The organism is Desulfosalsimonas sp., from assembly GCF_055149105.1.
This window is the reverse complement of sequence record NZ_JBSRLA010000054.1, coordinates 1-24,729: the sequence shown is the minus strand read 5'-3', so window position 1 is coordinate 24,729 and position 24,729 is coordinate 1. Positions and strand designations below refer to the sequence as shown.

The following is a 24,729-nucleotide window of genomic DNA, read 5'->3' as shown; positions in this document are numbered from 1 at the left end:
AAGATCAAGGCTTGCGCAATTTCGAAGAATGCAGCGTACTTATCCGTACGTGAAATTCTGAGAAATTGCGCGTAACGCAGATATTGCACTTTTTACGGCACCATCAATGTCTGTCCGTGACAAATCCGCGTAAAGGATTATGTTTTGACATAAACCGGAAATGGAACATTTGCGAGCACAAGGAGGCATGGATATGGAAATTCGGAAAGTGTTGTGGCCCACGGATTTTTCGGGCAGTGCGGAGGCGGCTTTGCCGCATGTGCAGTCCCTGAGTCAGAATTATGGAGCAGAAGTGCATGTACTGCACGTGCTCGAAGATATCATTCATCATCAGGGATGGTACGGGGATTTTGAGTCCCAGCACGTGGAAAAACTCATGGAAAAGGCACGGCAGAAGGCCAAACAGAATCTTGACCAGATTTGTGCCAATCACCTGGAAGGCTGCCCTTTGTATATCAAGCATGTGGCTGTAGGTGATCCGGCGGCGGAAATTTTAAAGCTCATTGACCAGGAAAAGGTGGACCTGGTGGTCATGGCCACCCGGGGCAAAAGCGGTGCCTTTGATTACGGCAGTGTTGCCGAGCGGGTGACAAAGCATTCGCCCGTGCCGGTGACCACCATCCCGGTGGAAAAGCCGGAAAAGGGGTGATGCCCCGGCGGAAAAAGGGTGTTGACATATCTGTTTTACATCAACATATTGGGTTTGAACCGGTCAAATCCTTTTAATCTTTCACTCAAGGGGAGGTCAGTATGGCAAAGGTGGCAATCAACACGGATGAATGTGAGGGCTGTGAAACCTGTGTGGAACTGTGTCCCGAGGTGTTCGGCTTTGACGAGGACACGGAGAAAGCCTATGTGATCAAACCCGAAGGCGGTCCTGAAGACGAAATTCAGGAAGCCATTGATTCCTGTCCCACGGAATGCATTTACTGGGAGGAATAAGAACCATTTGAACCCTAAAATTGAACCATAAAAAAAGGCCGGCTTCTGAAAAGCGCCGGCCTTTTTTATTGGCTTTGGTTGTTTTGCACGGTCAGGACGGCCGTTTTTCCATGGGAACAAATTCGCATTCCTCCGGGCCGCAGTATTCGCCCACATACTCGGATGCCGGCCGGTAAAGGGCCGGCTTGGGCGCTGCGCCGGCAAACTGCTCTTCTATGATATGGGCGCACCAGCCCGATATTCTGGATATGGCAAAAACAGGGGTAAACAGGTCGATGGGGATTCCCATGGCGTAATAGGTGGTGGCGGAGTAGAAATCCACGTTGGGATAGATCTCCGCATCCTTGAGTTCCCGGAAGACTTCCGCGGCTTTTTTGCGCACAGCCTCGCCGAGTTCATACCATTTCAGATTTCCCGTTTTTTCGCCCATCTGCCTGGACATGGGCGCCAGGATCGCCGCACGGGGATCCCCGTTTTTGTAAACCGCATGGCCCATGCCCATGACCTTTTCTCCGGCCTTTAGCCTGGATTCCACGTACTCGTCCACCCGATCCGGGGACCCGATATCGAGCAGCATCTGCATGACCCGGGCATTGGCTCCGCCGTGCAGTTCTCCGGAAAGCGAGCCCACGCCGGCCGCGGCGGCCGCATACATGTGTGCGCGGCTGGAGGCCACCTGCCGGGCGGAAAACGTGGATGCGTTAAAAGAGTGCTCTGCGTGGAGCACCAGGCAGGTATCCATGAATCTTGCGGTTTCCGGGTCAGGTGTTTTACCTGTGAGCATGAAAAGGAAATTGGCGGCATGACTCAGTTCCGGTTTCGGGGCCAGGGGCTCCAGGCCGTTTCGGATCCGGTGCCAGGCCGCCATGACGGCCGGAAATTTTGCAATCAGGCCGATGGCCGTATGCATGGCTTTCTCTTGTGTCAGGACCCCGGCATCGGGATCATGGTTGGCCAGCATGGGCACGCAGGCCTGGAGAATGTCCATTGGCGCCGAAGTTGCCGGCCTGGTTTTCATGGCGGTCAGAAGCTGTTCCGGAATCCGGGTTTGCGCGGCGATCAGGTCTTTGAAGTCCGCCAGCTCCTGCTGCGGGGGAAGGTGTTCAAAAAGCAGGAGGTAAATCACTTCCTCAAATGAAGCATACTGTGCCAGTTCTTTTATATTGTAGCCGCGGTAGACAAGTTTGCCGGCGTTGCCGTCGACAAGGCAGATCCGGGTGCTGGCCACAGGCACCCCCCGCAGGCCGGTATTGATGATATCGCCGGGTTCTGTCATTTATTCCTCCCTGGTTGCTTGGATGTTCAAGGTTTGATATTGCCGTAAAGGGCCTTTTGCAGCTGGTCTTCAGGCAGCACGTTTTCTTCTGCGGCAATTTCCTCTATGGTTTTTCCGGTCTCATATGCCCGGGCGGCAATTTGAGCGGCCCGGTCATAGCCGATATGCGGCACCAGTCCGGTTACAAGGGCCAGGCTTTGCCGGATGTTTTGTTCGCACTTGTCTTCATTGGCCTCAATGCCGGATATGCATTTTTCAGCCAGTCCCCGGGCGGCATTGGCCAGGATGTTGATGGATTCAACGAGCTTGAAGGCGGCAAGGGGCAGCATGAGATTGAGTTGAAAATACCCCCCTTGCCCGGCCTGGGTCAGTGCGGTATCGTTTCCGATCACGTGGGCCGAGGCTTGCACGGCCGCTTCACACATAACAGGATTGACCTTGCCGGGCATTATCGAGGAGCCCGGCAGCAGAGCCGGCAGCCGGATTTCGCCGAGCCCGCACCTGGGACCGGATGCAAGCAGCCGGATATCGTTTGCAATTTTGGAAATACTGACGGCAACGGTTTTTAACACCCCGCTGGCCTCCACCACCGTATCGCAGGCGGACTGGGCTTCGAAATGATTGGCGGCCTCGGCAAATTCAATTCCGGTTTCCCGGGAAACCGCTGCGATTACGCGATTTGCAAATTCCGGGTGCGCATTTAGGCCTGTGCCCACGGCCGTGCCACCCAGGGCGAGCCGGGAAAGCCGCGGGCCGATACCTTCGAGGCGCTGGCGCGCCATTGCCATTTGAGCCGCGTAGCCGGAAAACTCCTGGCCCAGTGTCATGACCACCGCATCCTGCAAATGGGTCCGTGCGATTTTCCGGATACCTGAAAATTGGTGCGCCTTTTCTGTCAGGGCCTGCTCCATGGCCTCGACTGCCGGCAAAAGCCGGTCACGGATCAGCATCCGTGCACAAATATGGATGGCCGAGGGCATCAAATCGTTTGTGGACTGCCCGCGGTTTACGTGATCATTGGGATGCACCGGTGATTTTGTGTTTTTTTTGCCGGTCAGGATCTGGTTTGAACGGGTGGCGATCACCTCGTTGACGTTCATGTTCGCAGACGTGCCAGAGCCGGTTTGAAACACATCCACCACAAACTGGTCATCAAGGCTGCCGGCGATGATCTCGTCTGCAGCCCTGGCGATGGTCTCGCCGTAGCCGGCCGGAATTTCACCGAGCTGCGCATTTGCCCCGGCTGCCGCCTTTTTGATCCTTGCCAGCACATAAATGATCTCCATTGGCAGAATCCGGCCGCTGATGGCAAAATGCGCCATGGCCCGCCGGGTCTGGGCGCCGTAATAGGCTTCGGCCGGCACGTCGATGATGCCGAGGCTGTCTGTCTCCTGTCTGAAATCAAGGTCCATGGTGTTTCATCCAAATTTCAGGGCCAAATCCTTGCCCCGGCCCCGGTTTTCATGTTCAAGTGTCGGTGATAAATCCTGAATACTTCAAAATATGGTCTTTGACATCGGTTTTGTCCAATACAAATCAGATTTTTATAAATTTTTGCCGGATTTGTGATCATGCTAATATTTATTTAAATAAAGGATCCGGCAGCGCGGGGGGCGGCAGCGCATTGCCCCGCCAACTGAGATAAGCTTTGTATCCTGCAGCATCCAACGTGTCACCTTTAATCTGAAATTCAAATCATCAAGGGGGAGGCCATGACCACCGGCAATTCATTTGATACCCTAGATACCCTGTCTTTCCGGGACCAGACCTATGATTTCTGGAGCCTTCCGGTCCTGGCTGAAAAGCTGTCCATTGACCTGGCAGCCATGCCGTTTTCCATAAGGATTCTGCTGGAAAACCTGCTTCGCAATGAAGACGGCAGTCAGGTGACAGAAAGCCATATCCGGTCCCTGGCCCAATGGTCTGCCCGGAACATACCCAAAGACGATATTCCCTATAAGCCCGCCCGGGTGCTGATGCAGGATTTCACGGGCGTGCCCTCGGTGGTGGATCTGGCGGCCATGCGCGATGCCATTTCCGGTCTGGGCGGCAGGCCGGGTCAGATCAATCCGCAGATTCCGGTTGAACTGGTGATCGATCATTCCGTGCAGGTGGACCGGTTCGGTGCCAGCTCCGCCTTTGGCGTCAATGCGGAAAAGGAATTCGAGCGCAACCAGGAGCGCTATACCTTTTTGAAATGGGGGCAGAACTCATTTGAAAATTTCAATGTGGTGCCGCCTGCCACCGGCATCTGTCATCAGGTGAACCTGGAATACCTGGGCCGGGTGGTGATGAGCCGGCAAACAGCGGACAGATCCATCATCTATCCCGATACCCTGGTGGGCCTGGATTCACACACCACCATGATCAATGCAATCGGGGTGCTCGGCTGGGGTGTGGGGGGAATCGAAGCCGAGGCCGTGATGCTGGGCCAGCCCTATTACATGCTCGCCCCCCCGGTATTGGGCTTTGAGCTCACCGGCCGGCTCCGGCCCGGGGTGACGGCCACGGACCTTGTGCTGACCATCACCCAAATGCTGCGGAAAAAGGGCGTGGTGGGCCGGTTTATCGAGTTTTTCGGAGAAGGGCTGTCGCGTCTGACGGTTCCCGACCGGGCCACAATCGCCAACATGACCCCCGAGTTCGGGGCCACCACCACGTTTTTCCCGGTGGATGAGCAAACCCTCAAGTACCTGGCCTTTACCGGCCGGTCCCGGGATCAGGTGGATCTGGCCCGGCAATATCTCAGGGCCCAGGGCCTTTTTCTGGAACATCAAAGCCCGACACCCGATTTTTCAGATATCATGCAGCTGGATTTGGGCTCTGTGGAGCCGTGTCTGGCCGGGCCCAGGCGCCCCCAGGACAAAATTGCCCTGTCTGAAATGAAACAGCAGTTTCAGCATGATTTTGATGAGATTTTTTCCAAAAACACCCGGGCGGAAAAAGACCCCAGATGGGAGGCAGAGGGCGGAGCCGTGGTCGGTGAGGAACAATTCCAGGGCAGGATGGTTCACAGAAAACCCCTGGACAGCCAGGGGGTTTTTGTCAAACGGCCGTTTCAGAGTTTTTTCCTGGATCACGGATCCGTGGTGATTGCCGCCATTACCAGCTGCACCAACACCTCCAATCCTGAGGTGCTTCTGGGAGCCGGCCTGATGGCCAAAAAGGCTGTGGAGCACGGGCTTCAGGTGCGTCCATGGGTAAAAACCAGTCTGGCCCCGGGCTCCCGGGTGGTGACCGATTATCTGGAGGTATCGGGTCTGATGCCGTATCTTGAGGCCCTGCGCTTTCACGTGGCCGCCTACGGGTGCACCACCTGCATCGGCAACTCCGGGCCGCTGCAGGAGGATGTGGCCGGGGTGATCCGGGATCAAAGCCTTGTGGCCTCCTCGGTTTTAAGCGGCAACCGCAATTACGAAGGGCGCATCAACCCGCTGACCCGGGCCAATTATCTGGCCTCTCCCATGCTGGTGGTGGCTTACGCACTGGCCGGTACGGTCAACATTGATTTGCAAAACGATCCCATCGGTCATGACGGCAACAACGAGCCGGTTTATCTCAAAGACATCTGGCCCGACGATGCGGAAATCGACTCGGTTATGCAGCATCTGGCCCCTTCCATGTTCTCGCAGCGCTATGCCGATGTTTATTCCGGCGACGAGAACTGGAAAAAGGTGGAAATCACCGACAGTGAAATCTATGCCTGGAATTCGGATTCCACCTATCTGCGAAAGCCGCCGTTTTTTGACAACATGACAGCAGAGCCCCCGGATATGACAGATATTGAATCCGCCCGGGTGCTGGCCGTGCTGGGCGATACCATTACCACCGATCACATTTCGCCGGCCGGGACCATTGCCGAAGATTCACCCGCAGGGAAATATTTGAAGGAAAACGGGGTGGGTAAAAACGACTTCAATTCCTACGGCTCCAGGCGCGGCAACCATGAGGTGATGATGCGCGGCACCTTTGCCAATGTGCGGCTGCAAAACCGGCTGGTGCCGGATACCGAAGGCGGCTGGACCCGGCATCTGCCAACCGATGAAACCCTTTCCATCTATGATGCGGCCATGAAATACCAGCAGGAAAAAACCCCGCTTATTGTTCTGGCCGGAAAAGAATACGGATCGGGCAGTTCCCGGGACTGGGCCGCCAAGGGAACCCTTCTGCTGGGTGTGCGCGCGGTGATTGCAGAAAGTTTTGAGCGCATCCACAGAAGCAACCTGGTGGCCATGGGGGTTTTGCCCCTGGAGTTCAAGGACGGCCAAAACCCGGAAAGTCTTGGCCTGACAGGTGAGGAGGTGTTTTGCATCCGCGGGCTCAATGATATTTCCGCGCCAAACCCGAACCTTACCGTGGAGGCGGAATCCGGCGAGGGCGGGGCCAAAACCTTTGAGGTCCGGGCCCGGCTGGATTCGGGCATGGAAATCGAATATTTCCGCCACGGGGGCATTTTGCCCTATGTGCTCCGGCAGATGTAGCCGTTTTACGCTCAGTTGTTGCAAATCAGCGGTAATTGGGCTATGATATTTTTTAGGGCGTCATCTGAAATCAGACTTCTTAAGTAACATCAAAACAGTTGCTGTTATTGCCTGGTTCTATAATTTTCGCATGATGCCGACCCGGTGGCGGTTTGCTCCCTGCTGACCGCTTGCGCGCTCAATGCGACTCGCAAACCACCCCCGGGCCGGCCATCATGGCCGACTGTGTGCAAACTTTCACACCAAGGGGATCCAGAGCAACACATATAAGTAACGTCAGAAAAAGTTACTGTTATAGCTCAGTCCCGGGCGGCGGCCCGGGGGGGTGCTTCCAAGGAAATCCAAGGGCGGGGTCTGCTTTTGAAGCGACATTGAGCGTTTTTGCGTGAAGATTTAAACTGTTTGAGCAAGGCAGGGCGGGTTTGTCAATTTTAAGCAAAGGCATTTGATGAATCCGCAAAAACGATCAGGAGCGAAAAAGCTGACGCCGACCGCAGGATTTCCTTCCTGCAACAACAGCGGACGCAGTAAAAAGCTTTTTACGGTGCCATCAAATTTATATGTCTGGATAAAGGCAGAAAAATCCGGATCTGCCGAAAAACAGTTGCTGTGGGGTGTTTGTGAGCGTTTTGTTTCAACCGGTGAAAATCGGAAAACTTGAAGTGCCCAACCGGTTTGTCCGGTCTGCCACATATGACGGATGCGCGGATAAACAGGGCCGGGTCACAGCGGCCCAGGTGTCTTTGTTTGAAGATCTGGCCGCCGGCGGCACGGGTCTGATTGTTACCGGAATTGCCTATGTGCACGAATCCGGCCGGATCTCGGCTTTTCAGAATTCCATTGCAGATGACGCCTGCATTGACGGATTGCAGCAACTGACTGCGGCGGTGCATGCAAAAGGCGTAAAAATTGCGGTTCAGTTGTTTCATGCCGGACGCGAGGCAGCCGGGTTTTTAAAAACCCGCAATCAGGTTGCAGCCGGACCTTCGGCAGTTGAAGATGACCCGTATTTCAAAAAAAAGTGCACAAGCCTGACCCAAAATGAGATCGAGGAGATTGCCACGGCCTTCGGCACTGCCGCGAAAAGGGCCAGGGCGGCCGGATTTGATGCGGTCCAGCTCCATGCGGCCCATGCTTATCTGCCCGCCCAGTTTCTTTCCCCCTGGTCCAACCGGCGGCAGGACAAGTGGGGCGGAAGTCTGGAAAATCGTCTCCGGTTTCACAAAACAGTTTATGAACAAATGCGGGCTGCGGTGGGCAAGGATTATCCCGTGCTGGTCAAGCTCGGGGTCAGGGACGGATTTGAGGGCGGCCTGGGTTTTGACGAAGGCCGCAGGGCCGCACAAATGCTTGCCGGATGGGGTTTTGACGCCCTTGAAATCAGCTCCGGGCTCCGGGGCGGAAAATACCGGGAGACCGAGTTTAAAACAGGTATCAACAGTCCCGGCCGGGAAGCCTACTTCCGTGACTGGTGCCGGCAGATCAAGCAGGAGGTGGATGTGCCGGTGATGATGGTCGGAGGCCTGCGCAGTCCCGGCATCATGGAAGAAATCATCAACAACGGCGAGGCCGATTTTATCGCGATTTCCCGTCCCCTGATCCGGGAGCCGGATTTGATTGTCAACTGGAAATCCGGCGATTTTCGGAACCCGTCCTGTATTTCCTGCAACAAATGTCTTGAGGCCCTCTATCAGGCTCAGCCCCTGCACTGTGCTGCGCAAAAAACCCAATCCCGCGTTTGATCTGCTTTTTTTGTGCTTTTTCCTTGACGGGGCATGCGGCCTTTTATAGAAATGGGCAAACGTTTTTAAACCTTTTGAAATCATCACAGGAGTTTCATTCATGAACTGGGACTGGGAAAAGCTCCAGCAGCGACAGAAGGAGCGCAGCCGGACAAACGGCTCCGGCACCGGCGGGTCAGGCCCCCGACCGCCGCAGGTAGACGATATTATTAACAAATTTAAAAACTTCAAATTTTCCGGGGTATGGATTCTCATTGTTGTGGCCCTGCTGGTTCTCCTGGCGGGCTCCACCATGGTTTACACTGTGCAGACCAACGAAGTAGGGGTGATACAGCGGTTCGGCGAATTTTCCAAAACCACCCAGTCCGGACTTCACTTCAAGCTGCCCGCGGGTATTGAAAAAGTCACAAAGGTGAAAACCAAGCGGGTTTATACTGAAGAATTCGGCCTTAAGGCGGATGAACTGTCAGATTCCCGGAGTTTCGGCGTCAGTAATGACGAAATCGAAGTGGCCATGATGCTCACAGGTGATCTCAACGTCGGTCTGGTTCCCTGGATTGTGCAGTACAGGATCAAGGATCCGTACAACTACCTGTTTAAGGTTGCAGATGTGCGTCAGTTGATCCGGGACATGGCAGAGGCCTCCATGCGGCTGGTGGTCGGTGACCGCAGCATCAACGAGGTGATCAGCAAGCGCCAGGAGATTGCCGTGGCGGCCAGTGTGCGGCTGCAAAAGGATCTAAACGAGGCGGAGACCGGCATTGAGATCGTTACCGTGGAACTGGGCAACACCAACGTTCCCGAACCGGTGCAGGATTCCTTCAACGAGGTCAACCGGGCGGTCCAGCAAAAAGAGGAAGTGATCTACAACGCCCGCAAGGACTACAACCAGGTCATTCCCAGTGCACGGGGACAGGCGGAAAAAACCATCGAAACTGCAAAGGGTTATGCCATCAACCGCATCAATCAGGCCGAGGGTGATGCCGCCCGGTTCCTGTCGCGCTACGAGGCCTATATGGAAGCCAAGGACGTTACCCGCCGCAGGCTTTACCTGGAAATGATGGAAAATGTGCTGCCGGAACTGGGCAACAAATACATCGTGGATTCACAGCAGGACAATCTTCTGCCCCTGCTCAATCTCGGACTGAAAAAAGGTGTCCCCAATGCAGGCCAATAAATATATCGCAATTGTTGTTGTTTTGATCATCGCCGGGTTCGTGTTTCTGTCTTCGGCCTATACCGTGGATGAAACCGAGCAGGTGGTGGTGACCCAGTTCGGGCGGGTCATCGGTGACCCGGTGACGGAACCGGGGCTTAAGTTTTTGATCCCCTTTATCCAGCAGGCCAATTATTTTCCAAGCAACATTCAGGCCTGGGACGGCCAGCCCGGCCAGATCCCGACTTTGGACAAGACCTACATATGGGTGGATACCTTTTCGCGGTGGCGCATCGTGGATCCGGTGGCGTTTCTGAGAACTGTCACAGATACCCAAAGTGCCCTTGGCCGGTTGGATGATATCATCAACCCCGCTGTCAGAAACGTGGTCACCTCCCATGAACTTATTGAAACAGTGAGAAACAGCAACCGGGAAATGACCACCCTTGACCAGGAGGAACTCGATGATGTCAAAAGCGAGGCCATCAAGGAAGTGGTGGAGGAAACCGAGGAAGAAGACCGGCGGCAGTATAAAATCAAGGTGGGCCGGGCCACGCTGACAAAGATGATGCTTGACGAAGCCCAGCCCAAGCTTGAAAAATTCGGCATTGAAATCATTGATGTGAAAATCAAGCGGGTCAACTATGTCAAGGGCGTGCGCAATTCGGTCTACGACCGGATGATTGCCGAGCGAAAGCAGATGGCGGAAAAAATCCGCTCCATCGGCCAGGGCGAGGCAAGAAAGATCGAGGGTGACAAGGAGCGCGATCTTCTGGAGATCCAGTCCGGGGCATATCGGAAGGCCGAGCAGATCAAGGGCGAGGCTGATGCAAAGGCCACAAAGATATATGCCCGGGCCTTTGAAAAAGATGCGGAATTCTACACTTTCCTCCAGTCCCTGGAGGTCTATCAGAATTCCCTGGAGGGCACAGACCTCGTGTTGTCCACGGATTCGGAATTTCTGCGATATTTAAATGATTTTAAATCCGATTCCGAGTAGCCGGACTTCTTCGGCCGGATGCACATCCGGATAAAAACAAAAAAAGCCGGGAAACGCGCAATCTGTTCAATGACTGGCGTTTCCCGGCTTTTTATACATGAACACGAACGCAGGTGAAATCATCGTTCTACTTCCCTTTGCGTCTCTGATGCCTTGTCCGTGCGAGTAGCTTGCGATGCTTGTGCTTTCGCATCTTTTTTCTGCGTTTTTTAATCACACTGCCCAATATCCCACCTCCTTTCTGCTCAAAAGTCTTATCCATCAGCCCCTTTTCAATTTTCATCGGGCCGGATGGCGAAACCATACCTTTCAATTCAAAAGGATGATTAAAATATACATCCTACTTGTGAATCGGCAAAAAATAACATATATTTCATACCATGTCCATATGTTTTCCAAATATCGTTGCCTGGCTGCACAAAACCCTGTGGCGCAGGAGCGTCCATGGATACCCTGAATAAACCCGGGCCTGTGATGGGTCACCCTGAATAAACCAAGCCTATGATGACTTTCAATTCAGAGCAAATGGCAGTGGTCAGCCAGGCTGTGGCCATGGCTGAAGATCTGGTCAGCGATTATTATAAGCTCTCGGCCAGCGAGCTTCGTCAACTCAATTATGATGTGAAAACCGCGGCTGATCTCGGAGCCCGGGAGACCGTGGTTGATCATTTCGCACAAATCGTTCGTTACCGCGCGGAAAAGCAGAATGCCGTGCTCATCACCAGCGCACAGGATTTTTACAAAATCTGTGTCCAGGATCATTCCATCCTCGCGTGTTTGGAAAAGCATTCGGCAATGGCGCTTTATCCGTTCCTTGTCTACGTGATCTGCCATGAACTGGTGCATGTTGTCCGGTTTAAGCGTTTTCAGCAGCGCTTTGATGTGCCGGATGAGCAAAAAAAGACCGAGGAAGCCCGGGTGCACCGGATTACCCATGAAATCCTTGCCCCAAGGAGGATAAAAGGCATGGCTCCGGTTTTTGCGTTTTACGGCAACTGGCTCACAGCGGCTGAAAAGAGCTGATGCTGATTTTTTGGTTTGCCGGCAAAGGGCTTGTACAGGATCGTCGGCAGCAAAAAAATTTCCCCGGCTGTCTTGACAAGCAGGAATTATGAACTATATTGATAACGATCATCAATCAAGCCTTGTAATCGAGGTATCATTCTGAAAACAGGAGAAATTTCAGCGATGCCAATCTATGAATACGAATGCGAAACCTGTGGCAGGGTGCATGAAATTCTGCAGAAGGTCTCAGAAAAGCCCCTGACCCAATGCCCTGAATGTTCCGGTTTGTTACATAAGCGGATTTCCCAGTGTACATTTCATTTGAAGGGAACCGGCTGGTATGCCACCGATTATGCCAACGGCGCCAGTGCCTCTTCATCATCTTCCGGCAAAAAAGACGATTCTTCAACAAAAGAAACGTCGGCCGATGCACAACCGAAAAACAGCAGCAGCGCAAGCGACGATTAAACCTGCTTGCGTATCCTTCGATTAAGAAAAAGAGCCGGAAGGGTTTGAAACCGATTCAAATCCTGTGAAAATGGACCGCATTGAAAAAGTGGATATGACAGTTGTATCCGGCGGTGGCATGTGGTTTTATTGTATTGAATTTATTTAGTTTTACGTCTTTTCATCAACCAACAAATTGAAACTGGCAGAAGCAAAAAGGAGAAGTGGGCAATGAAAATCAAACCGTTAAATGATCGCATTCTGGTAAAACGGCTGGAAGAAGAATCCAAAACCAAGGGCGGCATTATCATCCCTGACAGCGCCAAGGAAAAACCGGCCCAGGGTGAAGTGGTCGCCGTGGGCGACGGAAAGATGGGCGATGACGGCAAGCGCATCGCCCTTCAGGTCAAGCAGGGTGATCGCGTGCTGTTTGCCAAGTATGCCGGTACAGAAGTAAAAATTGACGAAGAAGAGCACCTGGTCATGCGGGAAGACGATATTCTGGGCATTATTGAAAAGTAAGCTTTGCGTCTTTGAAGTGATTGTGGAAAAAGAAATACAACAGAAACTGGAGGAGTAGAATATGACGGCAAAAGATATAAAGTACGGGTATAAAGCCCGTGAAAAGATGCTAAACGGTGTGTGCAAGCTTGCTGACGCGGTTGCTGTAACCCTGGGCCCCCGTGGCCGTAACGTGGTGATTGAAAAGTCCTGGGGATCGCCCACAGTCACCAAAGACGGTGTGACCGTGGCCAAAGAGATCGAACTTGAGGACAAGTTTGAAAACATGGGCGCCCAGATGGTCAAGGAAGTGGCTTCCAAAACCAGTGACATGGCCGGTGACGGAACCACTACGGCGACTGTGCTTGCCCGCTCCATTTATTCCGAGGGCCAGAAGCTCGTGGCTGCCGGCAACAATCCCATGTCGATAAAGCGCGGCATTGAAAAAGCCGTGGAAGCCGCCACAAAAGAACTGGCCAGCCTGAGCCATCCGGCAAACGATCAGCGCGAAATCGCCCAGATCGGTACCATATCTGCAAACAATGACGAGACCATCGGCAACATCATCGCCGAAGCCATGGAAAAGGTGGGCAAGGAAGGCGTGATCACCGTCGAAGAGGCCAAGTCCATGGAGACCACCCTGGAAGTGGTCGAGGGCATGCAGTTTGACCGGGGTTATACCTCTCCTTATTTTGTCACGGACACGGAAAAAATGACCGTGGATCTCGATGACGCCTATATCCTGATCAGCGAAAAGAAAATCGGCAACATGAAGGACCTGCTGCCGATTCTCGAGCAGGTCTCCAGGATGAGCAAACCGCTTCTGATCATTGCAGAAGACGTTGAAGGCGAAGCCCTGGCCACCCTGGTGGTCAACAAGCTGCGCGGCACCCTGAATGTGGCCGCAGTCAAGGCGCCCGGTTTCGGCGACCGCAGAAAGGCCATGCTCCAGGACATTGCCATTCTCACCGGCGGCCAGGTGGTTTCCGAGGATGTGGGCATAAAGCTTGAAAGCATTACCGTGGATGATCTTGGCCGGGCCAAGCATGTCTCCATTGACAAGGACAATACCACCATTGTCGATGGCGCCGGCGCAAAGAAAGACATTGAAAAGCGCGTCAAGCAGCTGCGGACCCAGATCGATGACACCACCTCGGATTATGACCGCGAAAAGCTCCAGGAGCGTCTGGCCAAACTCGTTGGCGGTGTTGCGGTGATCAACGTCGGAGCCGCCACTGAAACCGAGATGAAGGAAAAGAAAGCCCGGGTTGAAGACGCATTGAACGCAACACGCGCGGCCGTGGAAGAAGGCATTGTCCCCGGCGGCGGCGTGGCGCTGGTCCGCTGTGTTGCAGCCCTGGAGAAGATCAAGCTCGATGTGGAAAAACAACTGGGCGTGCAGGTGGTGACCCGGGCCCTGGAAGAGCCCCTGCGCCAGATTTCCAACAACGCCGGCCACGAAGGCTCGGTTGTCATCGACCGGGTCAAGAAGGAGAAAGGCTCCTTTGGCTACAATGCTGAAACAGGAGATTTCGAAGACCTGATCAAGGCCGGTGTCATTGATCCGACCAAGGTGGTGCGCTTTGCCCTGCAGAATGCAGCAAGCGTTGCCTCCCTCATGCTGACCACCGAGGCCATGATCGCCGAGATCCCTGATGAAAAGGGTGACGGCGGTGCCGGCATGGGCGGTGCCGGCATGGGCGGAATGGGTGGCATGGGCGGCATGGGCGGCATGATGTAGTCCCTTTGCTTACCGCAACCCAACAGATAAAACGCCTTCATGCATTTGCTGCATGAAGGCGTTTTTATGTTCAATGTTCAACGTTCAATGTTCAAAGTTGCTCATGTTGTGTCCCTGACGTTAAACCTTGAACATTGAACCTTGAACATTGAACCCTGAACCCTGAACCCTCATTATCCTTGACACCCGGGCAGAAACTCGGATAATGACGGGAGAAAACGAATTGATACAATTTCTTCCCATGAATGAAAGAGGTTTTGATGAGTCCTGATAATCTCAATATTCTTGCCATGATGCTCAATGCCGGGTTGATGGTGCAGTTTGTGATCCTGCTGCTGCTGACATTTTCCGTGGCTACCTGGGCCATTATTTTTGTCAAGTACGTACAGGTGCGCAGAGCGTATCAACAGTCTGCTGCATTTATTGATTATTTCTGGAAAACCCGGGATTTTTCCAATGCCTTTGCCCAGGCCAAAAACATGCCGGCAAGCCCGGTTGCCCGGATGTTTCGCAACGCCTACATGGAACTCAAAAAGCTCAACCGGATGGCCAAAGCATCGGGATCGTCCGGAGAAACCAGTGATTCGGCAAGTGGCAGGAAAACAATGGGCGTGGAAACCGTTCGCCGGAACCTGAATCGTTCGGTAACCATGGAAAGCCTCCGGCTGATTCAGCTTGTCCCCTTTCTGGCCACTGCCGGAAATATTTCACCGTTTATCGGTCTTTTCGGCACAGTCTGGGGCATTATGAACTCGTTTCACGGTATTGCCTACCAACAGGGAGCCACCAGCCTGGCCGCAGTGGCGCCCGGCATCTCCGAGGCCCTGGTGGCCACGGCCGCCGGTCTGGCCGTGGCCATTCCCGCGGTGATTGGGTATAATTACTTTACCCAGAAAATCCGGATACTGGAGTCGGAAATGGAAAGCTTTGCCGCGGATTTTGTTAATATCGTGGAAAGTGATTATCTGGCCTACCGGGAGGCGGCCCGATGATGCAGCAGAAAAACCGGGATTCCCTTCTTTCAGACATTAATGTCACCCCGTTTGTGGATGTCATGCTGGTGCTGCTGATTATTTTTATGGTGGCCGCTCCCATGATGGTCCAGGGAGTCGATGTCTCCCTGCCCGAAACCCGAACGGTCCAGCAGCTGGATACCGATCAGGAGCCTCTGGTGGTGGTCATTGATAAAAACGGAGCCGTGCATATCAATGACATGGAAGTGGGTGCGGAAAATCTGGGCGAAAAACTGGAGAAAATTTTTGAAAACCGCAGTTCTCCGGAAGTGTTTCTGCGGGCGGACCAAAATGTTTCCTACGGCCGGGTGGTCATGGTGATGAGTGAAATCAAAAGCGCAGGCGTACAGCGGCTGGGGGTGGTTGCCCAACAGTCAGACAATGCGCAAAAAAACGACCAGGATTGATGCAAGTCCACCATGTCCGGTAAAAAAACCCAATCCCAAAGTATGTCCGGATACAGCCAGGAACTGCCGCCCTTTTTCTGGGCGACCTGTTTTGGCGTGTCTTTGCTGATACACCTGGCTTTGCTGGGAGCCCTTGTGTTTTCCCCTTTTGGAGAAACCCCGCCGCGGATCAATCCATCAGAAACGATTGACGTTGATCTGGTGGGGTTTAATCCCGAGATCCCGGCACCTCCGGGGGACGCTTCTTCAGAAGACGCGTCTTCCGGCCAGGACGCAGAGCCTTTGGATGATGCCCAAATTTCGGAGCAAACCAAGGCCTCAGAGGCCTCCGGTAAAAAAGAGGCACCGGAAGCCAGGCCGATTCCGGTGAAAACCGGGGCAAGGAAAAAAGTGGCGGCCAATTATGACCTGGTCGAACCCGAGCCCGCTGTGAAAACCTCCCTGAAGAAAAAAACCCTGGATTCCCGTAAAGTGATCGAAGATGCGGTTCGGCGGATTTCGGAAAAGTCCAGGGAGCAGCGGCCCAAATCCCTGCAGGACAGGCTCGCGGAAATGGAAAAACAGGTCGGAGATCTTGCCGGCGGCGGCCGGGTTTCGGGCGGGGACTCAGGCCGGGAGGGCACAGGAACGGGAATCAATAAAGATTACAGCTCCATGGAGATCTATCAGGCGGAGGTGGCAGTGAAAATGAAGCGCAACTGGGTGTTTTCTTCGGAACTTGCCGGCGGCGCCAAGGGGCTGGAAACCCGCCTGGTCATCAAGATTTTGCCTGAGGGCAGCATTGCTGATGTCTGGTATGAAAAACGATCCGGCAATGCTTATCTTGATGAGTCCGCATATAAGACCGTGATGAAGGCCGATCCGCTGCCGCCCCTGCCCAAAGATTATCCGCATTATCATCTGGTGTTGGGTTTTACCCCCAGCGGCCTGGCGCAATAGCCTGAAGGGCCGCCTGCGGCCCTCAGGTTAAAAAGAATGAACAAAAAAAGGGGTTTCATGAAAAAATCGTCCCGGGTTTTTTTCAAGATTATTGCATGTGCATGGATACTGGTGTTGGCCGCAATTTGTCAGACCAGTGCCGCAGATTATGATTACATTAACATCAGCGAACCCTTTTCCCGAAAGGTGCCCATCGCCGTACCCGTTTTCAAGTCCATGTCGGTGGCTCCGGAAGAAGAGGAGATCGCACGGGACGCTGCCGGGCAGCTCGCCGAAGCCCTTGCCTATACCGGTTATTTTAAACTCATTGACCATGGTGCGTTTCTGGAACAGCCGGCTGAAAAAGGCGTTACCATGGAAGCCCTGAATTTTAAAAATTGGCGTGATATCGGCGCTGAATTGCTGATTACCGGCGGTGTCCGGTATGAAGCCGGGGTGCTGCAAATGGAATTCCGGCTTTTTGACCCCTTTCGCGCTGAACTGCTTGTGGGCAAACGCTATACCAGCCCTGCGGATGACGTCCGGCAGATGGTGCTGCGGTTTGCCGATCAGGTTATCGCCCGGTTAACCGGCCGGCAGGGGTTGTTTGACAGCCGGATTGCTTTTGTGGGGGCCGATGCGGATGGAAAGGCGGTTTATACCTGTGATTTTGACGGCAGAAATCTCCGGCGGCTCACCAAGCCACAGCCCATAGTGGTCGGTCCCGCGTGGCATCCGAATCTTGGCTCCATTGCATACACGGCTTACACCGATGACCGGCCTGAGATTTACAGTGTGAATACTTCATCACAGGAGGTCACCAAGCTGGCCGATTTTGAAGGAATCAACATCACCCCGGCCTGGCTTCCGGACGGGTCGGGCCTGGCTGCCACCCTGGCATTTGAGGGTGACGAAGAGATTTATCTTTTGACCCGTGAAGGAAAAGTTGATAAAAGACTTACCAAAAGCTGGGGTGTGGATGTTTCCCCGTCGTTTTCGCCTGACGGTAAAAAGATGGTTTTTGTTTCCAGCCGCTCCGGCTCTCCCCAGCTTTATGTAAAGGAAATATCGTCAGGCCGCATTCGGCGTCTTACCTATGAGGGGCGCTACAATACCCAGCCGGACTGGTCCCCGGGCGGTGATCGGATTGTTTATTCCGGGATGAAGGACGGCAGTATCGATATTTACGTGGTTGATGTCAACACCGGGGAAGTCTCCCGGTTAACCCGGCAGGCCGGTGACAATGAAGCCCCGAGCTGGTCACCGGATGGGAGCATGATTGTATTTTCCTCAACCCGGACCGGATCGTCCAAACTTTTTGTCATGACCGCCTCGGGCACGGATCAGCGGAAACTGCTGGATATGGACGGCAAACAGCAGCTTCCGGACTGGTCTCCGGCAAGAGGCAACTGATGGATGTCCGGGTTGTGGTGTTGGCCGGTATTTTCCGGATTGGACCTTTGATTACACCCAAACAAGGAGGACAAGATGCTTAAAAAAAATCATATCCAATCATTGTTGTTGTGCATGCTCGTATTGAGCCTGGTCATGGTCGTCTCGTGCGGCAAGCAGGCGCCCGGGCCGGGTGAGGCCGCGGATGAGCCCGGCATGTCAGAAAGCGAACTGAGCGATGCGGAAAGGGCCGCCAGGGAAGCAGAGCGGCAGGCCGCCATTGAGGAACAGGAAATTGAAGCCAGGCGAAAGGCGGAACAGGAAGCCGGTCAAACCGAGGCTGAAGCCCGGGAACAGTTTGTCAATGAAAAGGTGTACTTTGGATTTGACGATTCCGCGCTGAGTCCGGAAGCCCGGGACGCATTGCGCGACAAGATCGAATGGCTCCGGGCCAATCCGGATCAGTGCGTGATTATCGAAGGCCACTGTGACGAGCGCGGCACTGACGAATACAACCTCGCCCTGGGATCGCGCCGGGCAGAGAGTGTTAAGAGTTTCATTGTTAAGTCCGGCATTGATGCCTCCCGGTTGTCCACCATCAGCTACGGCGAGGAACGGCCGGCGGTTGAAGGCAGCAATGAGGAGGCCTGGGCTAAAAACCGGCGGGCGGAATTTCAGTTTACCCGCTGCCGGTAGCGTTTCGAAACGACTTCGGGCTGCTCCGGGGACACGAGCCAAAGGAGAGATCTTTACATGAACCAGACCTTTATCCGTTTGACGGGTGCCCTGCTGTTTGCCGCGGTTATGGCTGCAGCAGGGTGCGCCACTGTTTCAGATGTCCAACGGCTTCAGTCGCAGATATCCGCCCTGGAAAAAAAGAACCGCCAACTGAATGCCTCTGTTGCGCAATTGATGGAAGACCGGCAGAAACAGTCTGATTTGAATGAAATGCGGGAGCTTTTTGCCGGCCAGGATGCGGAGTTCTACGAGCTTCGGTCCGAGCTTCAGGATTTGAAGGGCAGCTATGAGGAAACCGGCTATCAGTTCGAGCGGCGGTTTGATGCCCTTGAAGATGACATGGGCCTGCTTGACAAAAAACTGCAAAAGAATGACGAATCCCTTGATGTGCATGACAAGCGGATCTCGCGTCTTGAAGAGTTTATGGGTATGGAGCCCACGGCCCGGTTTGAAGCGCTGGCGCAATCCAAGTTTCCGGAAAAAACCGAGTTGGGCAAGCTCAGCAAGGACGAGCTCTATGCATCGGCCAAGCAGGCATATGACAACGGGGATTTCCAGTCCGCCCTCCAGGGGTTTGAACTTTTTCTGGAAAAATTTTCTGATTCCGATCATGCGGATAACGCCCGGTTCTGGATCGGGGAGATTTATTTTGCCGAACAGTGGTATGAACGCGCCATCCTGGAATATGAAAAAGTGATCAAGAATTATCCGGACGGCAACAAGGTGGCCGGCGCATATCTTAAACAGGGCTTTGCCTTTGAAAAAATCGGGGAAAATGCAAACGCACGGCTGATTTTAAATGAGCTGCTCAGCAAGTTCCCGGACAGCAACGAAGCAAAAATTGCCAAAAAGAAGCTGGCAAACCTCTAATACATGCCTGAAACCGGTCTGTTATGGCGACTTTTTTGGGACTAGACCCTGGTCTGGCGGCAACGGGCATTGCCGTGGTGGAAGGAGCGGGCATGACCGTTGCCCGCTATTCCTACGGCACGATCCGAACGGAAGCAAAGGCGCCGCTTCCCGAACGGCTCAATGCCATATTTGAAGAGATCTCCACCATTCTGGCCCGGGTCAGCCCCGATGCCATGCTCCTTGAAGACGTGTTTTTTCTGCCCAAATACCCCAAGTCGGGTATTTCTCTCGGGCAGGTAACAGGAGTGCTCATGCTGGCCGGGCACCGGGCCATGATTCCTGTGCATGCCATTGCGGTCCGGGAGGTCAAACAGATCCTGACAGGCAACGGCAATGCCGGCAAGCGCCAGCTTGAGGCCACGGTCAGACGACGGCTTGACCATCCGGAACCCATTTCTCCGTCCCATGCCTCAGATGCCCTGGCCCTGGCCCTTGTGGGCCTCTATCGGGTGGGTTCGGCGCCGGTCCGGGCGGGCGCCGGGCTATGAAAAAATGCTGAAAATTTCTATACTCCGGATTTGTCCATGATTGCATACCTGGAAGGAACCCTGTTAAAAAAGGAATCAGACCGGATTTTGCTGCTGGTCCACCAGGTGGGCTATGAAGTCCTGGTGCCAGGCTTTGTCATGGACACCATTGCGCCCATGGCCCTGGGCGAGCACTTGTCCCTCTATATCTACTACTACCAGACAGAGCATCAACCCAGGCCCGTGCTCATTGGTTTCCAACTGGAAGCCGAGCGGGAATTTTTTCAGGCCTTTATCAGCGTGGAGGCCATCGGACCCATGAAGGCGGTCAAGGCCCTGACCATACCGGTCAAGGAGATCGCCCGTGCCATTGAGAACCGCGATACCGGGCCCCTTAAGCGCTTAAACGGCATTGGCGAGCGAACCGCCCACAAGATCATTGCCACTTTGCAGGGCAAGATGGGCAAATTCTCCCTGATCCGGGATCTGCCCGAGGCTCCGGCGCCGTCTGAAACCGAATCGGATGCTGCCGTCCAGGTCACGGAAGTGCTGGTGGAACAGCTCGGGCACCGGCCGGCCGAGGCAAAGCAGATGGTGGATGCGGCCATGCAGCGCAAGCCGGGGATCTCGACTCCAGAGGAGTTGTTTGAAGAGGTTTACAGGGGACAGGTAAGCAATGGACAGTAACAGTTTTTCATTTTCCTCGGACAGGCAGGGAATCGTCACCAGTCAGTGTGTGCCCGCAGACCAGGAACCCGACATTGTCTCTCTGCGCCCGGAGCGGCTGAGCGAATACATTGGCCAGCGCGAGACCATTGAAACCTTAAAAATCGCAATCCAGGCGGCAAAGCTGCGGGGTGAAGCCCTGGAGCATGTTTTGTTTCATGGTCCGCCCGGGCTTGGCAAAACCACCCTGGCCCATATCATTGCCAATGAAATGGGCGGCCGCCTGGTGGTTACATCCGGGCCGGCGCTGGAAAAGGGCGGGGATCTGATCGGCATGCTCACCCAGCTGGAAGCCGGAGATGTATTTTTTGTCGACGAAATCCACCGTTTGTCCAAGGCAGTGGAGGAACTGCTGTATCCGGCAATGGAGGATTACTGCATTGATTTTATTTTTGACAAAGGGATTCACGCCCGCAGCCACCGGTTTCGCTTAAAACAGTTCGTTCTGGTGGGCGCCACCACCCGTGTGGGGCTTTTGTCTTCACCCTTGCGCCACCGTTTCGGTATTTTCCGGAGCCTGGATTTTTATGACAAGGCTGATCTGGTAAAAATCGCGGGCCGGTCGGCCAGCCTGCTGAACCTGGAAATCAATGACCAGGGGGCAGGGGAACTGGCCAGCCGTTCCAGGGGCACACCCAGAATTGTCAACCGCCTGCTCAAGCGGGTCCGGGATTACGCCCAGGTGCGCTGCGACGGAAAGATAAACCGCACGGCCGTATCAGAGGCCCTGCAGCTCGAAGGCGTTGACAACCTCGGCCTGACCCCCCTGGACCGCCGGTATCTGCAGATCATTATCGAGTATTACAAGGGCGGACCCGTGGGCATCGAGGCCATTGCCGCCACCCTCCAGGAGGAAACCGACACCCTGGTGGACGTGGTTGAGCCGTATCTGCTGAAAATCGGGCTGCTCATGCGCACTTCATCGGGGAGGAAGGCGGCTTCTGAAGCCTTTTGTCATCTGGGATACCCCTTGGCATAACAGCGCATTCAAAAGGCCTCTGTATGTCAGTTATTTCCCTGCTCACCGATTTCGGACTGACCGATCCCTATGCAGGCATCATGAAGGGGGTCATGGCCTCTGTTTGTCCTGAAGCCCGCATCATTGACATCTCCCATGATGTGGCACCCCAGGATGTCTATCAGGCCGCTTTTATGCTGGCCGCAGCCCATGGGTTCTTTCCGAACAACAGCGTGCATGTGGTGGTTGTGGATCCGGGCGTGGGCAGCACCCGGGACATTGTGACGGTGCGCACAACCGGGGGCCTGTTTGTGGCCCCGGACAACGGGGTGTTGAGCCTGGTGCTCGAGGATGCCAAAAATGCAGATGCCTACCTTGTGAAAAATTCCGATCTTTTCCTGCACCCGGTGAGCCGGACCTTTCACGGAAGAGATGTGTTTGCCCCGGTTGCAGCAAGGCTGGCATGCGGGATGAAACCGGAGATGCTCGGGCCGGAAATCGCGCCGCAAAGCCTGGTGCGCATGGATTTCGGGCCGGCGCCGTACATGGATGACAGCGGCCGGCTGGCCGGCAGTGTTGTGTACGCGGACCGGTTCGGCAATCTGGTTTCCAATATCGGCCGCAGTCATTTGGAAAAACATTTTCAGGACCCGGATGCTGTTTGCGTCCAGGCCGGAAACCAGGTCATTTCCCGTCTGAGCCGCTGCTATGCAGATGCGGCCAAAGGCCGCCTGCTGGCCATTGTGGGTTCTTTTGACAGGCTTGAGATTTCGGTGAATCAGGACAGCGCGGCCCGGGTGCTGCAGATGGCAGTTGGTGATCCGGTTTATGTGTCCGGCCGGAAGGACTGGTGACACGGCCGCTATTCGCCGGCCTCAAATTCCCGGATCAACGGGGCAAAGTCCGCGTTTGTATCCTTGAAGCACGCAAAGGTCACATCATTGAAATCAAGGCCGCGAGCGGTTCTGATGCGGTCGAAAATGGCCAGATAGTTGGAAAGAATGCGTTTTTCCCACTGCAGGCCCAGGTCGGCGGCAGCCTTTTTGATATTTTCGGCCCGGCCCTCGATTTCCAGAAAACAGCCAAAGGGCATGCAATCGATGCACAGCAGGGTGCCGTTGTCCAGGGTCCAGGTCTGCCGGTATTTTTCATAGACCTGCCGGGCGTGAAAGCCAAGGGCTTGCAGAATGGCGGCAGTGGTGTCAAAATCGCTGACTGACACTTCCAGTTCCGTAAAAACCTTGAATTCTTTGTTGTCGCTGGCTTCCGGGGGCGGGCCCTTGTAGGTCAGTTCAGTGCTGTCGCCGGCTTTCCTGAGCCGGAGCAGGGCCTTGCGATTGAGCAGACCCAATTGGCGGTCGTCGAAGCAGACGTTGTATTCGTGGTGGCGGTCACTGGTTTTGGCGCCGGTGTCAGTGATCCGGGAGCGGATTTTTTCCGGATCTGCCAGATAAAACTTGACCTCGATCTCCAGGGAAGTCATATTACACCGTTTCAAGACACCGATGAAAGGACTTGTTGTTTTTTCCTTGACAGTCTTTGCGAATTTGGTTAATTATGTCAAATTAATTTTTGCGCGAAGGAGTGGAACCGTTGAAAAAATATACAAAGAGCGCCAAACCGGGCGAAGTGGAAAGAAAATGGTACGTGGTGGATGCGGAAAACATGGTCCTGGGGCGCCTTGCCACCGAGGTGGCCGCCCGTTTGCGTGGAAAGCGCAATCCCATGTATACCCCGCACGTGGACTGCGGTGATTTTGTTATCGTGATCAATGCTGACAAGGTCCGGCTCACCGGCAGGAAATGGCAGCAGAAGACCTATTACCGCCACAGCGGCTATATCGGCGGCATTAAGTCCATTACAGCGGAAAAGCTGCGGGAAAAACGACCCGAGGATCTGGTTCGCAATGCCGTGCGCGGCATGCTGCCCAAAAATCCGCTGGGCCGGGACATCAACAGCAAGCTCAAGGTTTATGCCGGAAGCGAACATCCGCATCACGCCCAGCAGCCCGAGCTGCTGGAAATCTAAAATATTGCCGTACAGAATTTGATATAAAAACCATTCGGGGGATTGATGGAACAGCAGAACGTTTTTTATGCCACAGGCAAACGGAAAATGGCCGTTGCCCGCACCTGGCTGAAGCCCGGAAAGGGCGAGATCATCATCAACAACAAGCCGGTTGAAGAGTTTTTTGCACAAGACGCTGCCCGCCAGATGCTCATGCAGCCCTTTGAACTTACCAATACCACCGGCGAATACGATATCAAGGTCAACGTTCGCGGCGGCGGCGCCATGGGCCAGGCCGGTGCCATCCGGCACGGAATCACCAAGGCGCTTTTCCAGTCCAACCCGGATTTCCGGCAGATGCTGAAAAAAGCCGGTCTTGTCAAGCGCGACCCCAGAACCAAGGAACGGAAAAAATACGGTCAGCGCGGCGCCCGGGCCCGGTTCCAGTTCTCCAAGCGGTAAAATTTTTACCCTTTCAGACACTGTCTCGAAAAATATTGTCTTTCCCAACAGGGAACAGGATATCATACGTCCTGTTCCCTGTTTTTGTTTTGCCTAAAATGGATGTCACCGTAAAAAGTCCAATATCTGCGTTATGCGCGATTCCTCAGAATTTCACGTACGATAAGTACGCTGCATTCTTCGGAATCGCGCAAGCCTTGATCTTGAACTTTTTACGGCGCCATCTGAAAACCAACTTTTTATGAAACCATCAGATTTGATAGAATCATAAAAAAGACGCCCCCTAAAATCAAAAAAAGTTGTTGATTTCCGGTCCCGGGCTTTGTCCTGCGGAAACGCCTTCTAAGTAACTTCGTTCAAGGTTCAAAGTTCAAGGTTCAAGGTTCAAAAGAATAAAATCAAAGCTTTTAAGCATGCGGCAAAAAGTTATTTGCAGTG

General features: G+C 54.1%; 27 protein-coding genes. 23 read left to right on the top strand and 4 right to left on the bottom strand.

Annotation, left to right across the window (positions count from 1 at the left end; translation table 11 throughout):
- The first annotated feature begins 193 nt into the window (after positions 1-193).
- Both ACTCIA_RS12765 and ACTCIA_RS12760 read left to right on the top strand, forming a co-directional pair.
- Positions 194-649, top strand: a complete 456-nt coding sequence (locus ACTCIA_RS12765; protein ID WP_463002194.1) for a universal stress protein — start codon at positions 194-196, stop codon at positions 647-649.
- Positions 650-750: 101 nt separating this feature from the next.
- Positions 751-942: a ferredoxin gene (locus tag ACTCIA_RS12760; RefSeq protein WP_181550868.1), complete on the top strand. Its 192-nt coding sequence runs from the start codon at positions 751-753 to the stop codon at positions 940-942.
- Positions 943-1,033: 91 nt separating this feature from the next.
- Here the strand turns inward: ACTCIA_RS12760 and ACTCIA_RS12755 are convergent, their stop codons facing one another.
- Together ACTCIA_RS12755 and ACTCIA_RS12750 are read right to left on the bottom strand one after the other, a co-directional pair.
- Positions 1,034-2,218, bottom strand: coding sequence for a citrate/2-methylcitrate synthase (locus ACTCIA_RS12755; RefSeq protein WP_463002193.1), 1,185 nt, complete (start codon positions 2,216-2,218; stop codon positions 1,034-1,036).
- Between the two features lie 26 nt (positions 2,219-2,244).
- A complete protein-coding gene (locus tag ACTCIA_RS12750) occupies positions 2,245-3,630 on the bottom strand; it encodes a class II fumarate hydratase (RefSeq protein ID WP_463002192.1) in 1,386 nt (461 codons plus the stop codon).
- A 300-nt stretch (positions 3,631-3,930) separates the two neighbouring features.
- Here ACTCIA_RS12750 and acnA point away from each other — a divergent pair, with 300 nt between their 5' ends.
- The 5 genes from acnA (at position 3,931) to hflC (ending at position 10,597) form a co-directional block, all read left to right on the top strand.
- Entirely contained in the window at positions 3,931-6,699 is a 2,769-nt protein-coding gene (acnA, locus tag ACTCIA_RS12745) for an aconitate hydratase AcnA (protein WP_463002191.1), read from the top strand.
- Positions 6,700-7,147: 448 nt separating this feature from the next.
- Complete coding sequence (locus ACTCIA_RS12740; RefSeq protein ID WP_463002190.1) at positions 7,148-7,360, top strand: hypothetical protein; 213 nt, start codon at positions 7,148-7,150, stop codon at positions 7,358-7,360.
- Positions 7,320-8,441, top strand: coding sequence for an oxidoreductase (locus ACTCIA_RS12735; RefSeq protein WP_463002189.1), 1,122 nt, complete (start codon positions 7,320-7,322; stop codon positions 8,439-8,441). The genes ACTCIA_RS12740 and ACTCIA_RS12735 overlap by 41 nt, the downstream gene beginning before the upstream one ends.
- Before the next feature lie 100 nt (positions 8,442-8,541).
- On the top strand, positions 8,542-9,618 hold the full coding sequence (hflK, locus tag ACTCIA_RS12730) for an FtsH protease activity modulator HflK (protein WP_463002188.1): 1,077 nt from the start codon (positions 8,542-8,544) through the stop codon (positions 9,616-9,618).
- Positions 9,605-10,597, top strand: coding sequence for a protease modulator HflC (hflC, locus tag ACTCIA_RS12725; protein ID WP_463002187.1), 993 nt, complete (start codon positions 9,605-9,607; stop codon positions 10,595-10,597). Before hflK ends, hflC begins: the two co-directional genes overlap by 14 nt.
- 127 nt (positions 10,598-10,724) lie before the next feature.
- Here the strand turns inward: hflC and ACTCIA_RS12720 are convergent, their stop codons facing one another.
- On the bottom strand, positions 10,725-10,823 hold the full coding sequence (locus tag ACTCIA_RS12720; protein ID WP_073474648.1) for a 30S ribosomal protein bS22: 99 nt from the start codon (positions 10,821-10,823) through the stop codon (positions 10,725-10,727).
- 278 nt (positions 10,824-11,101) lie between these two features.
- Between ACTCIA_RS12720 and ACTCIA_RS12715 the strand changes: the two genes are divergently transcribed.
- The 14 genes from ACTCIA_RS12715 (at position 11,102) to ACTCIA_RS12650 (ending at position 22,676) form a co-directional block, all read left to right on the top strand.
- Positions 11,102-11,620 (top strand): hypothetical protein, encoded by a 519-nt coding sequence (locus ACTCIA_RS12715; protein WP_463002186.1) that lies wholly within the window; start codon positions 11,102-11,104, stop codon positions 11,618-11,620.
- A 165-nt stretch (positions 11,621-11,785) separates the two neighbouring features.
- A complete protein-coding gene (locus ACTCIA_RS12710; RefSeq protein WP_463002185.1) occupies positions 11,786-12,070 on the top strand; it encodes an FmdB family zinc ribbon protein in 285 nt (94 codons plus the stop codon).
- Positions 12,071-12,280: 210 nt separating this feature from the next.
- Entirely contained in the window at positions 12,281-12,571 is a 291-nt protein-coding gene (groES, locus tag ACTCIA_RS12705) for a co-chaperone GroES (RefSeq protein WP_463002184.1), read from the top strand.
- Between the two features lie 61 nt (positions 12,572-12,632).
- Complete coding sequence (gene groL, locus ACTCIA_RS12700; protein ID WP_463002183.1) at positions 12,633-14,291, top strand: chaperonin GroEL; 1,659 nt, start codon at positions 12,633-12,635, stop codon at positions 14,289-14,291.
- Between the two features lie 260 nt (positions 14,292-14,551).
- A complete protein-coding gene (gene tolQ / locus ACTCIA_RS12695; RefSeq protein WP_463002182.1) occupies positions 14,552-15,283 on the top strand; it encodes a protein TolQ in 732 nt (243 codons plus the stop codon).
- Positions 15,280-15,711: a protein TolR gene (tolR, locus tag ACTCIA_RS12690; RefSeq protein WP_463002181.1), complete on the top strand. Its 432-nt coding sequence runs from the start codon at positions 15,280-15,282 to the stop codon at positions 15,709-15,711. The genes tolQ and tolR overlap by 4 nt, the downstream gene beginning before the upstream one ends.
- Before the next feature lie 12 nt (positions 15,712-15,723).
- A complete protein-coding gene (gene tolA, locus ACTCIA_RS12685) occupies positions 15,724-16,650 on the top strand; it encodes a cell envelope integrity protein TolA (RefSeq protein WP_463002180.1) in 927 nt (308 codons plus the stop codon).
- A 57-nt stretch (positions 16,651-16,707) separates the two neighbouring features.
- Complete coding sequence (gene tolB, locus ACTCIA_RS12680) at positions 16,708-18,042, top strand: Tol-Pal system beta propeller repeat protein TolB (RefSeq protein WP_463002179.1); 1,335 nt, start codon at positions 16,708-16,710, stop codon at positions 18,040-18,042.
- 75 nt (positions 18,043-18,117) lie between these two features.
- Positions 18,118-18,717, top strand: a complete 600-nt coding sequence (gene pal / locus ACTCIA_RS12675) for a peptidoglycan-associated lipoprotein Pal (protein ID WP_463002178.1) — start codon at positions 18,118-18,120, stop codon at positions 18,715-18,717.
- Between the two features lie 57 nt (positions 18,718-18,774).
- A complete protein-coding gene (gene ybgF / locus ACTCIA_RS12670; RefSeq protein ID WP_463002177.1) occupies positions 18,775-19,629 on the top strand; it encodes a tol-pal system protein YbgF in 855 nt (284 codons plus the stop codon).
- 35 nt (positions 19,630-19,664) lie between these two features.
- Entirely contained in the window at positions 19,665-20,159 is a 495-nt protein-coding gene (locus ACTCIA_RS12665; protein WP_463002176.1) for a crossover junction endodeoxyribonuclease RuvC, read from the top strand.
- A gap of 36 nt (positions 20,160-20,195) precedes the next feature.
- Positions 20,196-20,825, top strand: a complete 630-nt coding sequence (gene ruvA, locus ACTCIA_RS12660) for a Holliday junction branch migration protein RuvA (protein ID WP_463002175.1) — start codon at positions 20,196-20,198, stop codon at positions 20,823-20,825.
- Positions 20,815-21,843 carry a Holliday junction branch migration DNA helicase RuvB gene (ruvB, locus tag ACTCIA_RS12655; protein ID WP_463002174.1) on the top strand — a complete coding sequence of 343 codons (1,029 nt, stop codon included), beginning with the start codon at positions 20,815-20,817 and terminating at the stop codon, positions 21,841-21,843. Before ruvA ends, ruvB begins: the two co-directional genes overlap by 11 nt.
- A 23-nt stretch (positions 21,844-21,866) precedes the next feature.
- Positions 21,867-22,676, top strand: coding sequence for an SAM hydrolase/SAM-dependent halogenase family protein (locus tag ACTCIA_RS12650; protein ID WP_463002173.1), 810 nt, complete (start codon positions 21,867-21,869; stop codon positions 22,674-22,676).
- 8 nt (positions 22,677-22,684) lie between these two features.
- On the opposite strand, the gene cyaB is transcribed toward ACTCIA_RS12650, so the two are convergent.
- A complete protein-coding gene (gene cyaB, locus ACTCIA_RS12645; protein ID WP_463002172.1) occupies positions 22,685-23,305 on the bottom strand; it encodes a class IV adenylate cyclase in 621 nt (206 codons plus the stop codon).
- A gap of 110 nt (positions 23,306-23,415) precedes the next feature.
- On the opposite strand from cyaB, the gene rplM reads away from it, so the two are divergent.
- Together rplM and rpsI are read left to right on the top strand one after the other, a co-directional pair.
- The gene (rplM, locus tag ACTCIA_RS12640; protein WP_410269333.1) at positions 23,416-23,850 is read left to right on the top strand and encodes a 50S ribosomal protein L13; all 435 of its coding nucleotides are present in this window, start codon (positions 23,416-23,418) and stop codon (positions 23,848-23,850) included.
- A 45-nt stretch (positions 23,851-23,895) separates the two neighbouring features.
- Positions 23,896-24,291 carry a 30S ribosomal protein S9 gene (rpsI, locus tag ACTCIA_RS12635; RefSeq protein WP_181550891.1) on the top strand — a complete coding sequence of 132 codons (396 nt, stop codon included), beginning with the start codon at positions 23,896-23,898 and terminating at the stop codon, positions 24,289-24,291.
- Positions 24,292-24,729: the final 438 nt, after the last annotated feature.

Bases quoted from the DNA above. Each gene is read 5' to 3' on its own strand.
- ACTCIA_RS12650 (WP_463002173.1), top strand. From the start codon at position 21,867: ATGTCAGTTATTTCCCTGCTCACCGATTTCGGACTGACCGATCCCTAT.
- ACTCIA_RS12755 (WP_463002193.1), bottom strand. From the start codon at position 2,218: ATGACAGAACCCGGCGATATCATCAATACCGGCCTGCGGGGGGTGCCT.
- hflK (WP_463002188.1), top strand. From the start codon at position 8,542: ATGAACTGGGACTGGGAAAAGCTCCAGCAGCGACAGAAGGAGCGCAGC.
- ybgF (WP_463002177.1), top strand. From the start codon at position 18,775: ATGAACCAGACCTTTATCCGTTTGACGGGTGCCCTGCTGTTTGCCGCG.
- ruvB (WP_463002174.1), top strand. From the start codon at position 20,815: ATGGACAGTAACAGTTTTTCATTTTCCTCGGACAGGCAGGGAATCGTC.
- groES (WP_463002184.1), top strand. From the start codon at position 12,281: ATGAAAATCAAACCGTTAAATGATCGCATTCTGGTAAAACGGCTGGAA.
- ACTCIA_RS12740 (WP_463002190.1), top strand. From the start codon at position 7,148: ATGAATCCGCAAAAACGATCAGGAGCGAAAAAGCTGACGCCGACCGCA.
- acnA (WP_463002191.1), top strand. From the start codon at position 3,931: ATGACCACCGGCAATTCATTTGATACCCTAGATACCCTGTCTTTCCGG.
- tolR (WP_463002181.1), top strand. From the start codon at position 15,280: ATGATGCAGCAGAAAAACCGGGATTCCCTTCTTTCAGACATTAATGTC.
- ACTCIA_RS12750 (WP_463002192.1), bottom strand. From the start codon at position 3,630: ATGGACCTTGATTTCAGACAGGAGACAGACAGCCTCGGCATCATCGAC.
- ruvA (WP_463002175.1), top strand. From the start codon at position 20,196: ATGATTGCATACCTGGAAGGAACCCTGTTAAAAAAGGAATCAGACCGG.
- ACTCIA_RS12710 (WP_463002185.1), top strand. From the start codon at position 11,786: ATGCCAATCTATGAATACGAATGCGAAACCTGTGGCAGGGTGCATGAA.
- ACTCIA_RS12765 (WP_463002194.1), top strand. From the start codon at position 194: ATGGAAATTCGGAAAGTGTTGTGGCCCACGGATTTTTCGGGCAGTGCG.
- rpsI (WP_181550891.1), top strand. From the start codon at position 23,896: ATGGAACAGCAGAACGTTTTTTATGCCACAGGCAAACGGAAAATGGCC.
- groL (WP_463002183.1), top strand. From the start codon at position 12,633: ATGACGGCAAAAGATATAAAGTACGGGTATAAAGCCCGTGAAAAGATG.
- pal (WP_463002178.1), top strand. From the start codon at position 18,118: ATGCTTAAAAAAAATCATATCCAATCATTGTTGTTGTGCATGCTCGTA.
- ACTCIA_RS12760 (WP_181550868.1), top strand. From the start codon at position 751: ATGGCAAAGGTGGCAATCAACACGGATGAATGTGAGGGCTGTGAAACC.
- ACTCIA_RS12715 (WP_463002186.1), top strand. From the start codon at position 11,102: ATGACTTTCAATTCAGAGCAAATGGCAGTGGTCAGCCAGGCTGTGGCC.
- hflC (WP_463002187.1), top strand. From the start codon at position 9,605: ATGCAGGCCAATAAATATATCGCAATTGTTGTTGTTTTGATCATCGCC.
- tolB (WP_463002179.1), top strand. From the start codon at position 16,708: ATGAAAAAATCGTCCCGGGTTTTTTTCAAGATTATTGCATGTGCATGG.
- tolQ (WP_463002182.1), top strand. From the start codon at position 14,552: ATGAGTCCTGATAATCTCAATATTCTTGCCATGATGCTCAATGCCGGG.
- cyaB (WP_463002172.1), bottom strand. From the start codon at position 23,305: ATGACTTCCCTGGAGATCGAGGTCAAGTTTTATCTGGCAGATCCGGAA.
- tolA (WP_463002180.1), top strand. From the start codon at position 15,724: ATGTCCGGTAAAAAAACCCAATCCCAAAGTATGTCCGGATACAGCCAG.